Annotated in this window: 11 protein-coding genes and 1 tRNA gene; 7 read left to right on the forward strand and 5 right to left on the reverse strand. The window is 72.5% G+C overall.

The window, feature by feature from the left end; genetic code table 11:
- Positions 1-131 precede the first annotated feature (131 nt).
- Together KK483_RS13695 and KK483_RS13700 are read right to left on the reverse strand one after the other, a co-directional pair.
- Positions 132-2,708 (reverse strand): ABC transporter permease, encoded by a 2,577-nt coding sequence (locus tag KK483_RS13695; RefSeq protein ID WP_262005505.1) that lies wholly within the window; start codon positions 2,706-2,708, stop codon positions 132-134.
- The gene (locus KK483_RS13700) at positions 2,705-3,571 is read right to left on the reverse strand and encodes an ABC transporter ATP-binding protein (protein ID WP_399014039.1); all 867 of its coding nucleotides are present in this window, start codon (positions 3,569-3,571) and stop codon (positions 2,705-2,707) included. Before KK483_RS13700 ends, KK483_RS13695 begins: the two co-directional genes overlap by 4 nt.
- A 543-nt stretch (positions 3,572-4,114) precedes the next feature.
- On the opposite strand from KK483_RS13700, the gene KK483_RS13705 reads away from it, so the two are divergent.
- From KK483_RS13705 to KK483_RS13715, 3 genes are all read left to right on the forward strand, one after another.
- On the forward strand, positions 4,115-5,743 hold the full coding sequence (locus tag KK483_RS13705; RefSeq protein WP_399016053.1) for an MFS transporter: 1,629 nt from the start codon (positions 4,115-4,117) through the stop codon (positions 5,741-5,743).
- 161 nt (positions 5,744-5,904) lie between these two features.
- A complete protein-coding gene (locus KK483_RS13710) occupies positions 5,905-6,393 on the forward strand; it encodes a DUF485 domain-containing protein (protein WP_262005508.1) in 489 nt (162 codons plus the stop codon).
- Positions 6,390-8,000: a cation acetate symporter gene (locus KK483_RS13715; protein ID WP_262005509.1), complete on the forward strand. Its 1,611-nt coding sequence runs from the start codon at positions 6,390-6,392 to the stop codon at positions 7,998-8,000. The genes KK483_RS13710 and KK483_RS13715 overlap by 4 nt, the downstream gene beginning before the upstream one ends.
- Positions 8,001-8,090: 90 nt before the next feature.
- Here the strand turns inward: KK483_RS13715 and KK483_RS13720 are convergent, their stop codons facing one another.
- Both KK483_RS13720 and KK483_RS13725 read right to left on the reverse strand, forming a co-directional pair.
- A complete protein-coding gene (locus tag KK483_RS13720; protein WP_262005510.1) occupies positions 8,091-10,586 on the reverse strand; it encodes an SUKH-4 family immunity protein in 2,496 nt (831 codons plus the stop codon).
- Between the two features lie 7 nt (positions 10,587-10,593).
- On the reverse strand, positions 10,594-11,580 hold the full coding sequence (locus KK483_RS13725) for an SMI1/KNR4 family protein (RefSeq protein WP_262005511.1): 987 nt from the start codon (positions 11,578-11,580) through the stop codon (positions 10,594-10,596).
- A 297-nt stretch (positions 11,581-11,877) separates the two neighbouring features.
- Between KK483_RS13725 and KK483_RS13730 the strand changes: the two genes are divergently transcribed.
- Positions 11,878-12,402, forward strand: coding sequence for a YwqJ-related putative deaminase (locus KK483_RS13730; RefSeq protein WP_262005512.1), 525 nt, complete (start codon positions 11,878-11,880; stop codon positions 12,400-12,402).
- Between the two features lie 8 nt (positions 12,403-12,410).
- Complete coding sequence (locus KK483_RS13735) at positions 12,411-12,899, forward strand: SUKH-3 domain-containing protein (protein ID WP_262005513.1); 489 nt, start codon at positions 12,411-12,413, stop codon at positions 12,897-12,899.
- A 140-nt stretch (positions 12,900-13,039) separates the two neighbouring features.
- On the opposite strand, the gene KK483_RS13740 is transcribed toward KK483_RS13735, so the two are convergent.
- A complete protein-coding gene (locus KK483_RS13740) occupies positions 13,040-14,368 on the reverse strand; it encodes a sensor histidine kinase (protein ID WP_262005514.1) in 1,329 nt (442 codons plus the stop codon).
- Positions 14,369-14,607: 239 nt separating this feature from the next.
- On the opposite strand from KK483_RS13740, the gene KK483_RS13745 reads away from it, so the two are divergent.
- Positions 14,608-14,679 (forward strand) — tRNA-Gln (locus tag KK483_RS13745).
- Positions 14,680-14,797: 118 nt separating this feature from the next.
- Positions 14,798-16,246, forward strand: a complete 1,449-nt coding sequence (gene glmU, locus KK483_RS13750; protein ID WP_262005515.1) for a bifunctional UDP-N-acetylglucosamine diphosphorylase/glucosamine-1-phosphate N-acetyltransferase GlmU — start codon at positions 14,798-14,800, stop codon at positions 16,244-16,246.
- Positions 16,247-16,363 lie beyond the last annotated feature (117 nt).

Below are 16,363 nucleotides of genomic sequence, written 5' to 3' on the forward strand. Positions count from 1 at the left end.
GCTCCTGCCCGGCGAGCGCGGACACGCGGACACCGGGACGCGGACCGGCCCGGCGAGCGCGGACACCGGGACATGACCCGGCCCGGTGAGCGTGGAGGACGCTCACCGGGCCGGGCCGCCATCCTACGGAACTACTCGGTGGCGATCGCGTTCAGGACGTTCATCCGCCCTGCCCTGAACGCCGGGACCAGCGCCGCGAACAGCCCGACGAAGGCCGATCCGACGAACACCGTCAGGATCGTCGGCCACGGGATCTCCAGCACCCCGAGGCCCTCCAGAGCGAGCAGCTTCTGCGCCGCCGTGCCCCAGCCCATGCCGAGGCCCAGGCCGAGCAGGGCGCCGAAGAGGGCGATGACCACGGACTCCAGGCGGATCATGCGGCGCAGCTGGCGGCGGGAGAGGCCGATGGCGCGCATGAGGCCGATCTCCCGGGTCCGCTCGACCACCGAAAGCGCCAGGGTGTTCACGACACCGAGCACCGCGACGATGATCGCGAGGGCGAGCAGGCCGTAGACGATGTTCAGCAGCTGGCCGATCTGGTCCTTGAGGTCCTGCTTGAAGTCGGTCTGGTCGAGGACCCGGTACTGCGGGTAGGGCGCGAGGGAGTCCTTGAGGCTCTCGTACGCCTCCTCGGCCTTGCCCTCCTCCGCCTTGGCGAACATCATCACGTTCTTCGGCATCCGCTCGGGCGTGTAGTACCGCTCGGCGGTGGCGATGGACGTGTACATCGCGCCCTGGTCGATGCTCGTGTCGTCGGAGGTGATCGCCGCGACCTTCAGCCGCGCGGTCTTCCCGTTGACGAAGGCGACGGTCAGCGTGTCACCGACCTTCACGCCGTGCTTGCCCGCGAAGTCGTCGCCGACGGACATGGCGTCCTTGGCGTACGCCTTCGCGAGGTCGCCGGCGACGGTCTCGCGGCGCAGGTCCTCGGCGTAGGTCGGGTCGGCGGCGGCGAGCCAGCCGTCGTCCGTGGTGGTGCCGTCCGGTGCGGTGATCTTCGCCTTGAGGCCCTTGTACTCGGTGGTGTGCGCGAGGTCGGGGCTCTTCTTCACGGCCTCGGCCGCCTGCGGCATGATCGGGCCGTTCGCGGACTGGATGATGAAGTCCGCGCCGACGGACTTGTCGAGCTCCTGCGTGGCCGACGCGACCATCGAGGAGCCGACGACCGACAGACAGGCGACCAGCGCGAGGCCGATCATCAGGGCCGCGCCGGTGGCGCCGGTGCGGCGCGGGTTGCGCAGCGCGTTGCGCTCGGCCATCCGCCCGACCGGGCCGAAGACCCGCAGCACGACGGCGCCGAGGACACGGACCACGCCACCCGCGAGCAGCGGGCCGACGACGATGAAGCCGACGAGGCTGAGGACGACGCCGAGGCCGAGCCACATCGAGCCCTCGGTGGCCTTGTCGGCCTGGGCCGCGGCCCACAGCCCGGCGGCGCCGGCGCCGGTGAGGACGAGGCCGATGATGCCCCGTACGAGACCGGCCCTGGCGTCCGCCGGTGTGCCGGCGTCGCGCAGCGCGGCCATCGGGGAGACCTTGCCGGCCCGGCGGGCCGGGATGTACGCGGCGAGGACGGTGACGACGATGCCGAGGGTGAGACCGACGGCCGGGGTCGTCCACTTCACGGTCAGGTCGTCCGTGGAGAGGTTCATGCCCATGGTGGACATGAGCTCCATCAGCCCGATGGCGAGGCCGACACCGGCGGCGACTCCGGCGATCGAGCCGATGACGCCGAGCAGCAGCGCCTCGACGAGGACCGAGCGGTTGACCTGCTTGCGGCTCGACCCGATGGCGCGCATCAGGCCGATCTCGCGGGTGCGCTGGGCGACCAGCATCGAGAAGGTGTTGACGATGAGGAAGACGCCGACGAGGACGGCGATCCCGGCGAAGCCGAGCATCGCGTACTTCATGACGTCGAGGAAGCCGCCGACGTCCTCGCGGCCGGCGTCGGCGGCCTCCTGCTGCGTCTGGAGCTTGTACGCGCCGGTGCCGACGGCCGCGGCCACGTTCTTCTTCACCTGCTCGTGGCTGACCCCGGGCTCGGCGGTCACGGCGACATGCGTGAACTTCCCGGTCTCGCCGAGGAGTTCACGCTGGGCGGTGGGGGTGTCGAAGTAGACGACGGCCGCACCGGGGTTGGTGACCTTGAAGGAGGCGATGCCGGAGATCTTCGCGGTGAAGTCGCCGGTGACGGCGATGGTGCGCAGCTCGTCACCGAGCTTCAGCCCGTGCTTCTCGGCGGTGTCGGCGTCGACCATCACCTCGGTGGGGCCGCGCGGGGCGTGGCCGGAGGTGATCTCCATGGTCCGCAGGTCGCCCTGGGTCCAGTTGCCGGCGATCGTCGGGGCGCCGTTGCTGGAGCCCATGTTCTTGTTGTCGGCGTCGACGACGGTGACGCTCATGGAGACGACACCGCCCTCGGCGGACTTCACGCCGTCGGCCTTCTCCACCGTCGGCACCAGGGAGGCGGGCAGGGATTCGGGCCGGCCGTTCTCCGGGGTCTCGTCGTTGGTCGCCGCGTTCTTGGGGCTGACCGTGACATCGGCCGCGGTGGCCGCGAAGAGCTTGTCGAAGGTGGTGTTCATGGTGTCGGTGAAGACGAGCGTGCCGGACACGAACGCCACCGACAGCAGGACCGCGATGGCGGAGAGCGCCATGCGTCCCTTGTGCGCGAAGAAGGTGCGCAGGGAGGTCTTGAGCATGGTCACGACGTCCGTCCCCGGGCGTCGAAGTCCTTCATCCGGTCGAGGACCTGCTCGGCGGTGGGGTTGAGCATCTCGTCGACGATGCGGCCGTCGGCGAGGTAGAGCACGCGGTCCGCGTAGGAGGCGGCGACCGGGTCGTGGGTGACCATCACGATGGTCTGGCCGAGCTCGTCGACGGAGCGGCGCAGGAAGCCCAGCACTTCGGCGCCGGCCCGCGAGTCCAGGTTTCCGGTCGGCTCGTCCCCGAAGATGATCTCGGGGCGGGCGGCCAGGGCGCGGGCCACGGCGACGCGCTGCTGCTGGCCGCCGGAGAGCTGTGCGGGCCGGTGCTTGAGCCGGTCGGCGAGGCCCACGGTCTCCACGACGCGGTTGAGCCAGGCGGCGTCCGGCTTGCGGCCCGCGATGTCCATCGGCAGCGTGATGTTCTCGATGGCGTTGAGCGTCGGCAGCAGGTTGAACGCCTGGAAGATGAAGCCGATCCGGTCCCGGCGCAGTTGGGTGAGCTTCTTGTCCTTGAGCCGCGTGATCTCGGTGTCGTCGACGTGGATCTCGCCCGAGGTGACGGTGTCGAGCCCGGCGAGGCAGTGCATCAGCGTGGACTTGCCGGAGCCCGAGGGTCCCATGATCGCGGTGAACTGCCCGCGCATGATGTCCACATCGACGTGGTCGAGCGCGACGACCCGCGTCTCGCCGGTGCCGTACGCCTTGACGACCTGTCGCGCTCGCGCGGCGACGGCCGCACTCCCTCCCGCCACCCGACCGCCGCCCCTCACCGAGGCTCCCCCAGACTTCGTCCCGGGGGACCCCCATCGCGCCGCACCTTCTGAATCGCCCCCGTGCGCGGGAATGGCCGCAGCCGTTGTCACGGTATGTCTCCTATGTCGGCGAACGGGGCGTGATACGCCGCCGCGTACGTGTCGAGTGTCATGGGAAGCGGGACCCTGGCGCGATGGTGCTCGGCGCAGTCTTCGAGCGGGGGTTTTCCCCACCGTGCGATCGTCCGGCGCCGTGCGGAACCGCCTGCGGAACCGCCGTAGGAACAACGTAAGGAACGGGCCCGCCGCTTCTCGTCCTCCAGCGGGACGAACGGCCCCTGGGCGGAAGTAGGGAGCCACCCCTAGGGGTCTCCGCTTCCGGACCGAGGCCGTCCCCGTAGACACTGCCCCCTCCCGCTGCGTGAGGGGCAAGTGAGATGGTGGATCCGGCCGAAATACGTGCATGGGGAAGGGACCTTGATGTCCGGGGGCGGTACGGGAACGGGCGGCGACCGTACGAGCGTGGGCGGGGCCGGCGGAGCGGGGCCGGGCGGCGGCAAGGGCGAGCCCCGGGGCGCCGAGACGGACGGCGGACGCGGCGTGGGACGCGGCGTGGGCGACCCGGGGGGCGGAGCGGAGGCGGAGGCGGGGGCCATGGCCGCCGAGGCCGATGCCGGGACGGGGGCCGGGACCGGGGCGGGCGCCGGGACCGGGACGGGCGCCGGGGCCGGGACGGGCGCCGGGGCCGGGGCGGGCCTCCCGGCCGGAGCAGGGGGCGGCGCAGGGGCAGCGGCCCCGGCCGCCCGCGCCAAGGCCCCCGCCCGCGACACCGTCCGCCGCGGCCCCGTCGTCGCCGCGCTGATGCTCGGCATGGCGCTCGCCGCGCTCGACGGCACCATCGTGGCGACCGCGGTCCCGCAGATCGTCGGCGACCTCGGCGGCTTCTCCGCCTTCTCGTGGCTGTTCTCCGGCTATCTGCTCGCCGTCACCGTCACCCTCCCCGTCTACGGCAAGCTCTCCGACACCTTCGGCCGCAAGCCCGTCCTGATCGCGGGCATCATCCTCTTCCTCCTCGGCTCCGCGCTCTGCGCGGGCGCCTGGAACATGGCCTCGCTCATCGCGTTCCGCATCGTCCAGGGCCTGGGCGGCGGAGCGCTCCAGGGCACGATCCAGACGATCGCCGCAGATCTCTATCCGCTCGACGAGCGCCCCAAGATCGTGTCGAAGATCTCCACCGTGTGGGCGGTCTCGGCGGTCGCGGGACCGGCGGTGGGCGGGCTGCTCACCGCGTACGCCGACTGGCGCTGGATCTTCCTCATCAATCTCCCGGTCGGCGCGGTCGCGCTGTGGCTGATCGCCCGTCACCTCGTCGAGCCGCTGCGGGAACGGGGCCGGCGACCCCGCATCGACTGGCCCGGCGCGCTGGCCGTCTTCCTCACCGGCACGCTCCTGCTCACCGCGCTCGTCCAGGGCGGGGTGGCCTGGCCCTGGCTCTCGGCGCCCTCGCTCGGGCTGTTCGCCGCCGCCGCGGCCGGCGCCGCCGCGACCGTACTGATCGAACGCCGGGCGGCCGAGCCGATCATCCCCGGCTGGGTCTGGCGCCGCCGGACCATCGCGGCGGTCAACCTGGCCCTCGGCGCGCTCGGCCTGCTGATGATCGCGCCGACCGTCTTCCTGCCCACGTACGCCCAGTCGGTCCTCGGACTCGGCCCGATCGCCGCCGGTTTCGTCCTGTCCGCGATGACCCTGAGCTGGCCGGTCAGCGCGGCGTGGTCGAACCGCGTCTACACCCGCATCGGCTTCCGCAACACCGCGATCATCGGCATCGGTACGGGAATGCTCGTCCTGCTGTCGTTCCCGCTCCTCATCCCCTACCCGGGCGAGGCATGGCAGCCGACGCTCGTCATGTTCCTCCTCGGCGCAGCACTCGGCATCTTCCAACTGCCGCTGATCGTCGGCGTCCAGTCGACCGTCCCCTGGGCCGAGCGCGGTACGACGACCGCGTCCGTGCTCTTCTGCCGCCAGGTCGGCCAGAGCCTCGGCGCGGCGCTCTTCGGCGCCCTCGCCAACGCCGTCCTGGCGTCCCGCCTCGGCGGCTCGGAGGACCTCGACTCCGTCGCCCGCACCCTGGCGGACGGCGCCTCGCAGGACCATCTGCGACGCGCGGTCGCCACGGCGGTGGACTACGTCTACATCGGCGCTGCGGGAGCCGCGGCGCTGGCCCTGCTGGTCCTGGTCTTCCTGGCCCCTCGCAGGTTCCCGGTGCTCGGCGACCGCGACTGACCCGGCCCGCCGCCGCGTGTGCCTCAAGGCCTGTGACCCGACTGTTGCCGAAACGACATACCTTCCAGTCGGTAACCCCCTTACGCCGTAGGTCTACCGGCAAGTAACGTACGCGCTCCCCCCACAGGTGAAACCCCTCACCCCTGCCCCGGAGCCACACCATGGCGTACGACCGCTACTTCCCCGACCCGCCCGCCCCGGCGGGGCAGTCCTGGTACGCACCACCGCCGCCGCCGGATCTCGCTCCCGAGCCGTACGTCGACACCCATGACGATCTGGGCAGTCTCCGCACGGGGTACCGCAGGCTGCGGCGCGTCGCCACCCTCACGGCGCTCGGATACTTCGTCCTCTTCCTCCTCCTTTCCGGCTATGCGCCCCACCTGATGGCCGGTGACATCAGCGGCGGCCTCACCATCGGACTGCTGCTGGGGCTCCTCACGCTGCCGGTGACCCTGGCCGCGATCGCGCTGTACGAGCGCATCGCGCGCGACCGCGTCGATCCGCTCGCCGCGGCGATCCGGTACGACGCCGAGCAGGCCGCCGCCGCAGCGGCAGCGCCCCGCCAGGGCCGGCAGGGTCGGCAGGACCGCGCCGGAAACGGGGCCGGCGCGTCCGGATGGGACTGGCCGACGGGAGGGGCTCACGCATGACCGGCTTCAACTCCGATGCCCAGACGATGTCGTTCGTCGCGTTCATCGCCGTCATCACCGTGACCCTGCTGCTGTGCGTGATGACCGGACCCGACCGCGACGACCTGGGCGAGTACTACACCGGCTTCCGCTCGCTCTCCCCCATGCAGAGCGGCCTCGCCATCGCCGGCGACTACATCTCCGCCTCGACCGTCCTCGCCACCATCGGGGTCATCGCGCTCGCCGGGTACGACGGCCTCACGCTCGCCCTGAGCACCGTGCTCTCCCTGGTCCTGATGATGTTCCTGCTCGCCGAACCGCTGCGGAACGCGGGCCGGTTCACCATGGGCGACGTCCTCACCCGCCGCACCCCCGGCCCCGCCGTGCGCATCACGGCCTCCGCGGTCACCCTCGCGGCCCTGCTGCCGCTGGTCGTCTTCCAGCTCGCGGGCTCCGGCGAACTGCTCGCCTTCGTCCTCGGCTTCGAGGCGGACGGGTTCAAGACCGGCTCCATCGTCTTCCTCGGCGTCCTGATGATCGCGTACGCGACGATCGGCGGGATGAAGGGCACCGCGTTCATCCAGATCGTCAAGACCGTTGTCCTGCTCGGCGCCTCCGCGGCCGTCGCCGTGCTGGTCCTCAACCGCCACGACTTCAGCCTGCCCACGCTCCTCGACGCGGCGGGCAAGGGCAGCGGGGCCGGGGACGCGTACCTCGCCAGCGGGCTCCAGTTCGGCGGCGACGACATCGACATGATCAGCGCCCAGCTGACGGTGGTGCTCGGCGCGGCGGTACTGCCGCACATCACGATGCGCGTGTTCACCGCGCGCAGCGCGACCGCGGTGCGGCGCTCGATGTCCTGGGCCGTCTCGACCGTCGTCGTCACCTGTCTGCTCATCGCCGTCATCGGCTTCGGAGCGGCCGCGATCGTCGGGCACAAGGGACTGGTCGCGGGCGACCCTCAGGGCAAGACCGCGTTCCTGCTCGTCACTCAGGCGCTGCTCGGCGCGGACCCGACCTTCGGCGAGACGCTGGTCTTCACCGCCGTCGCCACCGCCATCTTCCTCACCCTGCTCGCCTCGGTCGCCGGCATCACCCTCGCCTGCGCCAACACACTCGCCCACGACCTCATCGCCCACGGTCTTCGCCGCACCCGGCTGCAGCACACCACCGAGATGGCCGTGGCCCGCGCGGCCGCCGCGGTCGTGGGCCTCGCCGCGATCGCCGTCGCCGCCCTCGTCCAGCACGAGAACCTCCAGGCGCTGGTCACCCTGTCCTTCTCCATCGGCGCGTCGGCGGTCGCCCCCGCCCTCGTCTACAGCATGTTCTGGCGCCGCTTCACGCGCACGGGACTGCTCAGCACCCTCATCGTCGGCACCGCCTCCGCGATCGTCCTGATGACCGGCAGCAACCTGGTCTCCGGCACGCCCCAGTCGGTCTTCCCCGGCAGCGACTTCAACTGGTTCCCCTACACCACCACCGGCCTCGTCTCGGTCCCGCTCGGCTTCCTCGCCGGCTGGCTGGGCACACGCCTCTCCGCCCGCGACGCCGCCGCCCAGCGCGAGCTCTACGAGTCGGTCGAACCCGTCATCCTGGCGGGCGCACCGGCGCCCCCGCGCGGGGCTTGAGGCTGGACGGAACGGCGCCGTACGACAGACAGGGGCGCCCGGTCCGCGCATGTCGCGGACCGGGCGCCCCTTCGGTGTCCTACGGGCCGGCTACAGAAGCCCGTCCCACATCTGTTCCAGCAGCACCGACCACCAGCTCTCCGGCGACGACAGTGCCGCCGGGTCGAGGGCCGCGAGCTGGAGCTGGAAGTCGACCGTCCAGCGGGCCGCCTGCTCCGGGTTGAGACCGAAGCGCAGTCGCCACATGCGGCCGAGCAGGGCGAGGCAGCGCGTGAACTCCGGGAGGCCGCTGTTCACGAACTGCGGTGGCACAGGCCCGCCGCCGGGGCCGGCCTCGACCGGGACCGCGACGATATGGGCCGTGCCGTACTGGACGCAGATCGCCTTGCCGAAGTCGGTGCCCACGACCAGGTACGAGCCGGCGTCCGAGGCCGGCTGGACCTGGCGCTGCGCGGCCAGCTCCGCCAGCGTCGGCACCACCGGCTGGGCGGGCTGCGCCCAGAAGAACGGGCCGAAGTCGGCCGGCAGCCCTGCCCACACCAGGGTGCGGGCCACGATCTCCGGCACGCCCTGGCGGGACACCGCGCGCTGGTCGAAGCGGCAGATGCCCTGCGGTCCGAACGAGCCCACGAGCTCCTGCGCGATCGCCTCCGGGGGCAGCGGCGGGGCCGGCTGGACCGGCGGGAGCGGCGCGCGCACCGGCGCGGGGCGCGCCGGGCCGTCCGCGACCTGGTGCAACTCGCCCTGATGGGTGAGGAGTTGCTGCATGCCGCCCTGGCGGCTCGCGTGCTCCGTGCCGTACGGGGCGATGCTCGTGATCCGCGCCTGCGGCCAGGTCTCCCGGATCATCCGGGCGCAGTAACCGCCCGGCAGCTCACAGGACTCCAGCTCCGTGTGCAGCTCGAGCACCTGGTCGCTGGGGACGTTCATCGCACGCAGCTCGTGGAAGATCTGCCACTCCGGGTGCGGGGTGCCCGGTGCCGAGCGCCGGATGAGCTGCTGCTCGGAGCCGTCCGGCGCGCGGTAGCGCAGCACCGCCTGGTAGCCGGGGCCGACCATGGGCACGCCGGCGGGCGGCTGCTGCGGGTAGCCGTAAGCCGGTGGCTGCGGCGGCTGGGGCGCCTGCGGTACGGGGCCCGGCACGCCCGGCGGCGGACCCTGCGGCGGCTGGGGTGGCTGGGGGGCCTGAGGCGGCTGCGGGGCCTGGGGCGGCTGAGGCGGGGGTGCCTGGCCCGGGCCTGCCAGCATCGTCGCTGCATGGTGGACACCACCCGGCGGTGTACCGGGGGCGCCAGGCGCACCGGGCGGGCCGGGCGGGCTCGGCGGCTGGGGCGGCTGAGGCGCCGCCGGACCGCTCTGGTTCGGACCCGGGTTCGGATTCGGATTCGGATTCGGATTCGCCAGCATCGTCGCCGCATGGTGCACATCGCCCTGCGGAGGGCTCGGCGGCTGCGGCCCGTCCGGGCCGAGTTGCGAGACCAGCTGCGTCGGGACGTAACCGCCCGCCGGAGCGCCGGAAGCGCCCGGCCGCGCGCCGGGGACACCGGGCGGGGCGGGGGGCGGCGGGGTCGTCGGGCGGCCTCCGCGCGAAGCACGCGGCGGCACACTGGCCTTGCTGGTCGCGGCGTCGGCGATGTCACCGGCCCCGTTCCGGCCGGGCGCCGCGGGAGCAGCAGACGGCTGCGGCCCGGGCTGCGCCTGCGCACCCGGCTGCGGATGCGGCTGCGGATGCGGATCGAGCGCGGGCGCCACCGCCGTCGGCGGCAACTGGCTGCCGCCCGACATCAGCGCGGTCGGCGCGTCCGCACCCACCGCCGGCGGCGGTGTGTCATCGTCGTCGGCCCCGGCGAGCGGGGGCGCGAACACGGTCGCCGGCAACGGCACGGACGCGTCGTCCGACGACGCGGCGTTCGTGTCGGTCCCGGCCCAGGGGGTCGCCCCACCGGGCGCCGCGGGGGCGGACGCAGGCACCCCGTCCGACGCGGTGGGCTCATGGTCCGGTGCCTGTCCGGCGGCGGTCGCCGTGCCCGGCCACGCCTCACCGCCGATGTGCGAGCCACGGCCGGACGTCCCACCGGCGACCGCACCGGCCGGACCGGCAGTCGGCGCAGACGCCCCCGCGCCGGCGCCAGCACCCGCACTGACCGCACCCGCACCCGTGCTGCCCGCACCCGCGCTCGCGCCGGCCCCCGCACCCGAACGACGGTCCGGAATACCCAACTTGTCCGCCGCGTCCTGCAACCACTCCGGCGGACTCAGCAGGAACGACGTCTGGTTCAGGTCGATCCGCTCCGCAGGCGCCGCGACCGGCGCCGCACCCGCGTCCGGAGTGCCGTACTCCTCCTCGTACCGCCGGATCACCTCGCCCACCGGCAGCCCCGGCCACAGCGTGGCCTCCCCGCTGTCCCGGGCGATCACCAGCCGCTGGTTCCCGCCGTCCGACGTAGCACCCCCAGCGCGGTCCTCCGCCCACACGACGAACCCCAGCCCGAACTCCCGCACCCGCACCTCACGGTGCTGATACGCGGGCACATCGCCGTTGATCCACTCTTCCGCGCGCTCCTGCGCCTGCGCGAAGGTCACCATCGAAAGCTCACTCCCCCACCGCAACGACCGGAACGGCGCGCGCGAAGCCGCCGTCCACCATCAGGTTCGCCACCGTCTCCAGCTCCGGCGGACTGCCCGCGAGACGCGACAGAAACGCGTCGAAGTCCTCACCGCACGGCAGCAGCAGCCGCTCCACCCGCTCGTTCACCGACCAGCCGTCCCGGTCCCGCGCGTCGTCGTACGCGCAGAACCAGACCGAACCGGTGCCGCCGCCCCGCACCTTGACCGCCAGCAGCCCGCCCTGGACGAAGCCGACGCCCAGGTAGTCCTTCGTCAGATGGTCCCGCAGGCACTTGTTGACGTACACCAGGTCGTTGACCGCCGCCTCCTCGCGCACCGTGAAGAACGGCTGGTCGATCAGCAGGCCGAGCTCCGCGTCGAGCGCCGTGCCCACCGGCGCGCAGCCCCCGGCCGCCTTCAGGAAGGAGCGGTACGCACCCGGAAGCCGGTACCCCAAGTCCTCTTCCACACCGAGCAGTTGCTGCTCGGACACCGATACCGCGCCCTTGGGCAGCCCGAAGTGCGCGGGCCGGGTCTCCTGGAGCGGACGGGTGCCGCGCTTGGCGTGGTCGACCGCGGTCGTCGCCATTCCCGCGTGATGGCGCAGGAGCGCCTTGACCTCGACCGGGACCAGTTCGAGCCGGCGCCCGCCCGGGACGTGGTGCCACGTCCAGCCGTGCGGCGTCGCCACCGCGGGGATCGTGTCCCACAGTTCATGGCCGCCGGCGGCGAGCGCCGCGTTCGCCGACACGTAGTCGGTCAGCCGCAGTTCGTCGACGCCGAAGCCCGCCGGAGGCTCGGCGATCTCCGCGGCGGCGCGCGCATACGGCGAGAAGTCCGGATAGCCGTGTTCGTCCACGCGCACCCCCACGGGGTGCCGGGCGGCCCGGACCGGGTCCGGGAAGTGCACGACCTGCCCGGCGTAGGCCGCGTTCGGTGGCGCGGCTTGCTGCCCGAGCCGACCTGTCGTCATGGCGGTAGCCCCCTGCTGCGTCTGGCTGGTTCACCACAGCCTATGCGGTGGGGCAACAGGCGGCGCCGCCCCCGGTACCAGCCCGGCAACAGCCCGGTCGCCACCCGGTCGCCACCCCTCCGCTTCCGTAACGAAACGTCACCTCCGCGTGACCGTCAGCCGAAGCAACACCGACACAGCTACACGTTTCAGTCACCCCGCTTCCATACCCGGCGTCCCATTTGGCAGGCTGTCCCTTCAACTCGGGGGCGTGCGAGACGGCGATGGCGCTGCGGGCACGGGAGGGACAACAGCACGATGCACACGGCACCATCAGGCACGACGGGCGATCCCCGGCTCAACTGGAGCAGCGCCGACGCGGCCGGGCACCCGCCCGCGCTGCGCTTCCGGCGCGACGGAATCCTGCCAACCGTCGCGGCGGCACTCTCCGTACGCGGCACGACCCTCACCTGCACCGCCGGCAAGGGCGACCAGCCGCCCGCGCTCCACCACCTCGTACAGGACTTCCTCGACACCCTCACCAGCGGACAGCGGGAGCGCTTCACCGGCCGCTGCCCCGAGGCGATCCTGCTCTCGCGCCACCTCACGGCCGCCGACACCGCCCGCTCCAAGCGGGCGCAGCGCAAACCCCTCACCAGCGGCGAGGCCCGCCGCTCCCTCAAGCAGGCCAAACTCACCACCCGACGCATCCGCGAGGACGGCGACCCCCTGCACGGCAGCTACGCGGCGCCCTGCCGCTCCTGTGCCGCGATGCTCGCCCACTTCGGCGTGCGCGTCGTCGATCCGACCGCACAAGACCGGCCCCAGAACCAGAACGGCTGACCCGGACCGTGAACCAGCACAACACGACCCGCTTCCCCGTCGCCGTCGACGCCGCACTGCGCGAAGCGGGCTGGCAGCCGGGCCGCTGGGACATCAAGCAGGCCGAGCACTGGGCCGACACCCTGCGCGCCCACGAATCCCCCGGCGGCCACCGCCACGCCGTCTTCCCGGCCGCCGTCGAGGCGTGGGCCGAGTTCGGCGCCCTGCGCATCACCCCGCCAGGGCCCGGCCGCCAGATAGCCCCCGCGGTGCTGCACTTCGATCCACTCGCCGGGCTGCACCTCGCCCGCACCCTGGGCGACCTCGGCCGCGCCCTCGACACCGAGCTGACCCCGCTCGGCGAGGAGGGCGACGCACAGGCGGTGCTCGCCATCGACACCGAAGGCCGCGTCTACAGCCTCGACCACACCGGCGACTGGTACCTCGGCCCCGACGTCGACCAGGCCCTCGCCACCCTGGTCACCGGCGCCCAGCCGGCCCGCCTGACGACCTCCTGAACCGGGCCCGACGGACCCCAGGAGACCGACGGACCCCAGGAGACCGACGGGCCACAGATAACCAACAGGCCGCACCGGACCGGCAGGCCACACCGGACCGGCAGGCCACACCCGACCGGGCGGACTCCAGGAGACACCCCTCAGGCCGAGGGCACCTCCATCGGCAGCACCGCCGACACCCGGAAGCCCCCCGCGTCCGTCGGGCCCGACACGAAGACACCGCCCAGCGCGGACACCCGCTCCCGCATCCCCACCAGGCCGTTGCCACCGCTCGGCAGCCCCGCATCGGCCGCACCCCGCTCCGAGGGGCCGTTCTCCACCTGCATCGCGACCTCCGCGCCGCGGTGCGCCACCCGCACCCACGCCTTCGCGCCCGCCGCATGCTTGTGCACGTTCGTCAGCGCCTCCTGCACCACCCGGTACGCCGTCTGCTCGACCTCCGGACGGTACGGGCGCGCCTCGCCCTGCACCATCAACTCGACCACCATCCCGGCCTGCCGGGACTGCTCGACCAGCGGCTCCAGATCCGCCAGCGACGGACCGTCCGCAGGGCCGCCCTCCGCCGCGGCGGCCGCCGCGGCCGCGGCCGCCACCCCCACCGCCGCCAGCGGCACCGGCTCGGCCGCCCGTGCCACCACATCCTCACCCGCCCGCAGCACCCCGAGCATCTCCCGCAGCTCGGTCAGCGCCTGCCGGCCCATGTCCCCCACCAGTGCCGCGTTCTTGACCGCCTTCTGGGGGTCCTTCAGCGCCACCGCCTGCAACGCCGCCGCGTGCACCACCATCAGGCTGACCCGATGGGCCACCACGTCGTGCATCTCGCGCGCGATCCGCGTCCGCTCCTCCGTACGCGCCCACTGCGCCTGCTGCTCCGCCCGGTCCGCCAGCAGTGACAACTCCTGCTCCAGGCTGACCGCCCGCTCCCGCAGGCTCTCCATCAGCCGCCGCCGAGCCCCGACATAGAGCCCGAACAGCACCGGCGGCGCCGTCAGCCCGATCGACATCACGACCGACACCAGCGGTACGTACCAGAGCCCCGGGTCGAAGTCCGCCGACCCGACGTCCTGCCGGGTCCGTACGAACGTCACGATGAGCGTCCCCACCAAGGACATCCCCGCCAGCGCGGCGATGATCCGCCGCGGCGCCTCCGAGGCCGCGAGCGTGTACAGCCCGACGATCCCCATCAGGAAGCCCATCTCGGCCGGCGTGATCGCCACCGACACCAGCACCACGCTCGCCGGCCACCGCCGCCGCAGCACCAGCACCGAGCCGGCGACCAGCCCGAAGAGCACCCCCAGCGGCACGGGCAGCGCCGCGTTGCCCGCGAAGCGGACCCCCTCCAGCGCGCACTCCACCGCGGACACGAGTCCGAGCCCCACGTCCAGCACCGCACTGCGGCGCCGCCCCCACCACAGCCAGGAGCGGGCGCTGTCGCCCGCAGAGTCCTGGTGTGCCCCCGATGTGGTCATGTCTTCCAGCCTACGGAAGCGCGCGACCGATTTTCCGGCGACTGCAACCTCACGAAAAGTCATCGAACACGAACGCAACGCGCACCGACCACCGGAACAGCTGCATCGACCAGGCTTCCGCCCCGGAGGCGATCGCACGCTACGCCGATCTCTACCGTCGCGTGGAAGGCGCTTGGTACGGCATAGTGTTGGGTGCTGATCCGGCGACCTGATCCAATGTCCGGTTTAGTAGGCTTCATTCCCCCGTGGTGTAATTGGCAGCACTGTGGCTTTTGGTGCCATCTGTTCGGGTTCGAGTCCTGACGGGGGAGCATCGCAGGTTCGGGTCCTGACCGTGACGGTCAGGACCCGCCCTCATTTCACGCCTGAAACGTGCCGGTATCCTTCCGGTGTCCCCCACCCGAAGCACCGAAGCCGAAGGGCATACCCGTGAGCGTCAACCGCCCGGCCGCCGTCGTCGTCCTCGCCGCGGGTGAGGGCACCCGCATGAAGTCGAAGACCCCCAAGGTCCTCCATGAGATCGCCGGGCGCTCGCTCGTCGGCCACGTCGTCTCCGCCGCGCGCGAGCTGGAGCCCGAGGAGCTCGTGGTCGTCGTCGGGCACGCGAGCGAGCAGGTCAGGGAGCACCTCGCCGCGCATTACGCCGGCACGCGCACCGCGTACCAGGCCGAGCAGAACGGCACGGGGCACGCCGTGCGGATGGCGCTGGAGGAGCTGGGGCGGACGCCGGACGGCACCGTGGTCGTCGTGTGCGGTGACACCCCGCTGCTGTCCGGCGAGACGCTGACCGCGCTGGCCGCGACGCACGCCGCCGACGGCAACGCCGTGACCGTGCTGACCGCCGAGGTCCCCGACTCGACCGGGTACGGGCGGATCGTGCGCGACGCGGCGTCCGGTGCGGTGACCGCGATCGTGGAGCACAAGGACGCGACCGAGGCCGAGCGGGAGATCAAGGAGATCAACTCGGGGGTGTTCGCGTTCGACGGGCAGCTGCTCGCGGACGCGCTCGGCAAGGTCCGTACGGACAACAGCCAGGGCGAGGAGTACCTCACGGACGTCCTCGGGATCCTGCGTGAGGCGGGGCACCGGGTGGGCGCGTCCGTCGCCGGCGACCACCGGGAGATCCTGGGCATCAACAACCGTGTGCAGCTCGCGGAGGCGCGGCGGCTGCTGAACGAGCGGCTGCTGGAGCGGGCGATGACGGCCGGTGTGACGGTGGTGGACCCGGCGTCGGTCATCGTCGACGTGACGGTGACGTTCGAGCGCGACGCGGTGATCCACCCGGGTACGCAGCTGCTGGGCGCGACGCACATCGCGGAGGACGCCGAGGTCGGCCCGAACACCCGGCTGCGGGACACGACGGTCGGCCGGGGCGCCCGGGTGGACAACACGGTGGCCGACAGCGCCACCATCGGCGACTCGGCGTCCGTCGGACCGTACGCGTACCTGCGTCCGGGCACGAGCCTCGGCCCGAAGGCCAAGGCCGGTACGTACGTGGAGATGAAGAACGCGACGATCGGCGAGGGCACGAAGGTGCCGCACCTCTCCTATGTGGGGGACGCGACGATCGGCGACTACACGAACATCGGTGCGGCGAGCGTCTTCGTGAACTACGACGGCGAGGCGAAGCACCACACGACGATCGGGTCCCACTGCAAGACGGGTTCCGACAATATGTTTGTTGCACCGGTCACAGTGGGGGACGGCGCCTACACGGCGGCGGGCTCGGTGATCACGAAGGACGTACCGCCCGGCTCGCTCGCCGTCGCACGCGGCCAGCAGCGCAATATCGAGGGCTGGGTGGCTCGTAAGCGTCCGGGGAGCGCGGCGGCCCAGGCCGCCGCGGAGGCGGTCAAGCAGTTCAACGACGAAGGCTGACCGGAAACGGGTGCGCCGATCTCGGCGTACCGTGATACGTGCACATCGTGCACATTCGGGGGACCGGGAGGCGTCCCCCCGGTGAACACCGTGGCTGGCTCGCCGCACCAAGGACGG

The organism is Streptomyces sp. FIT100, assembly GCF_024584805.1.
Lineage (GTDB): Bacteria > Actinomycetota > Actinomycetes > Streptomycetales > Streptomycetaceae > Streptomyces.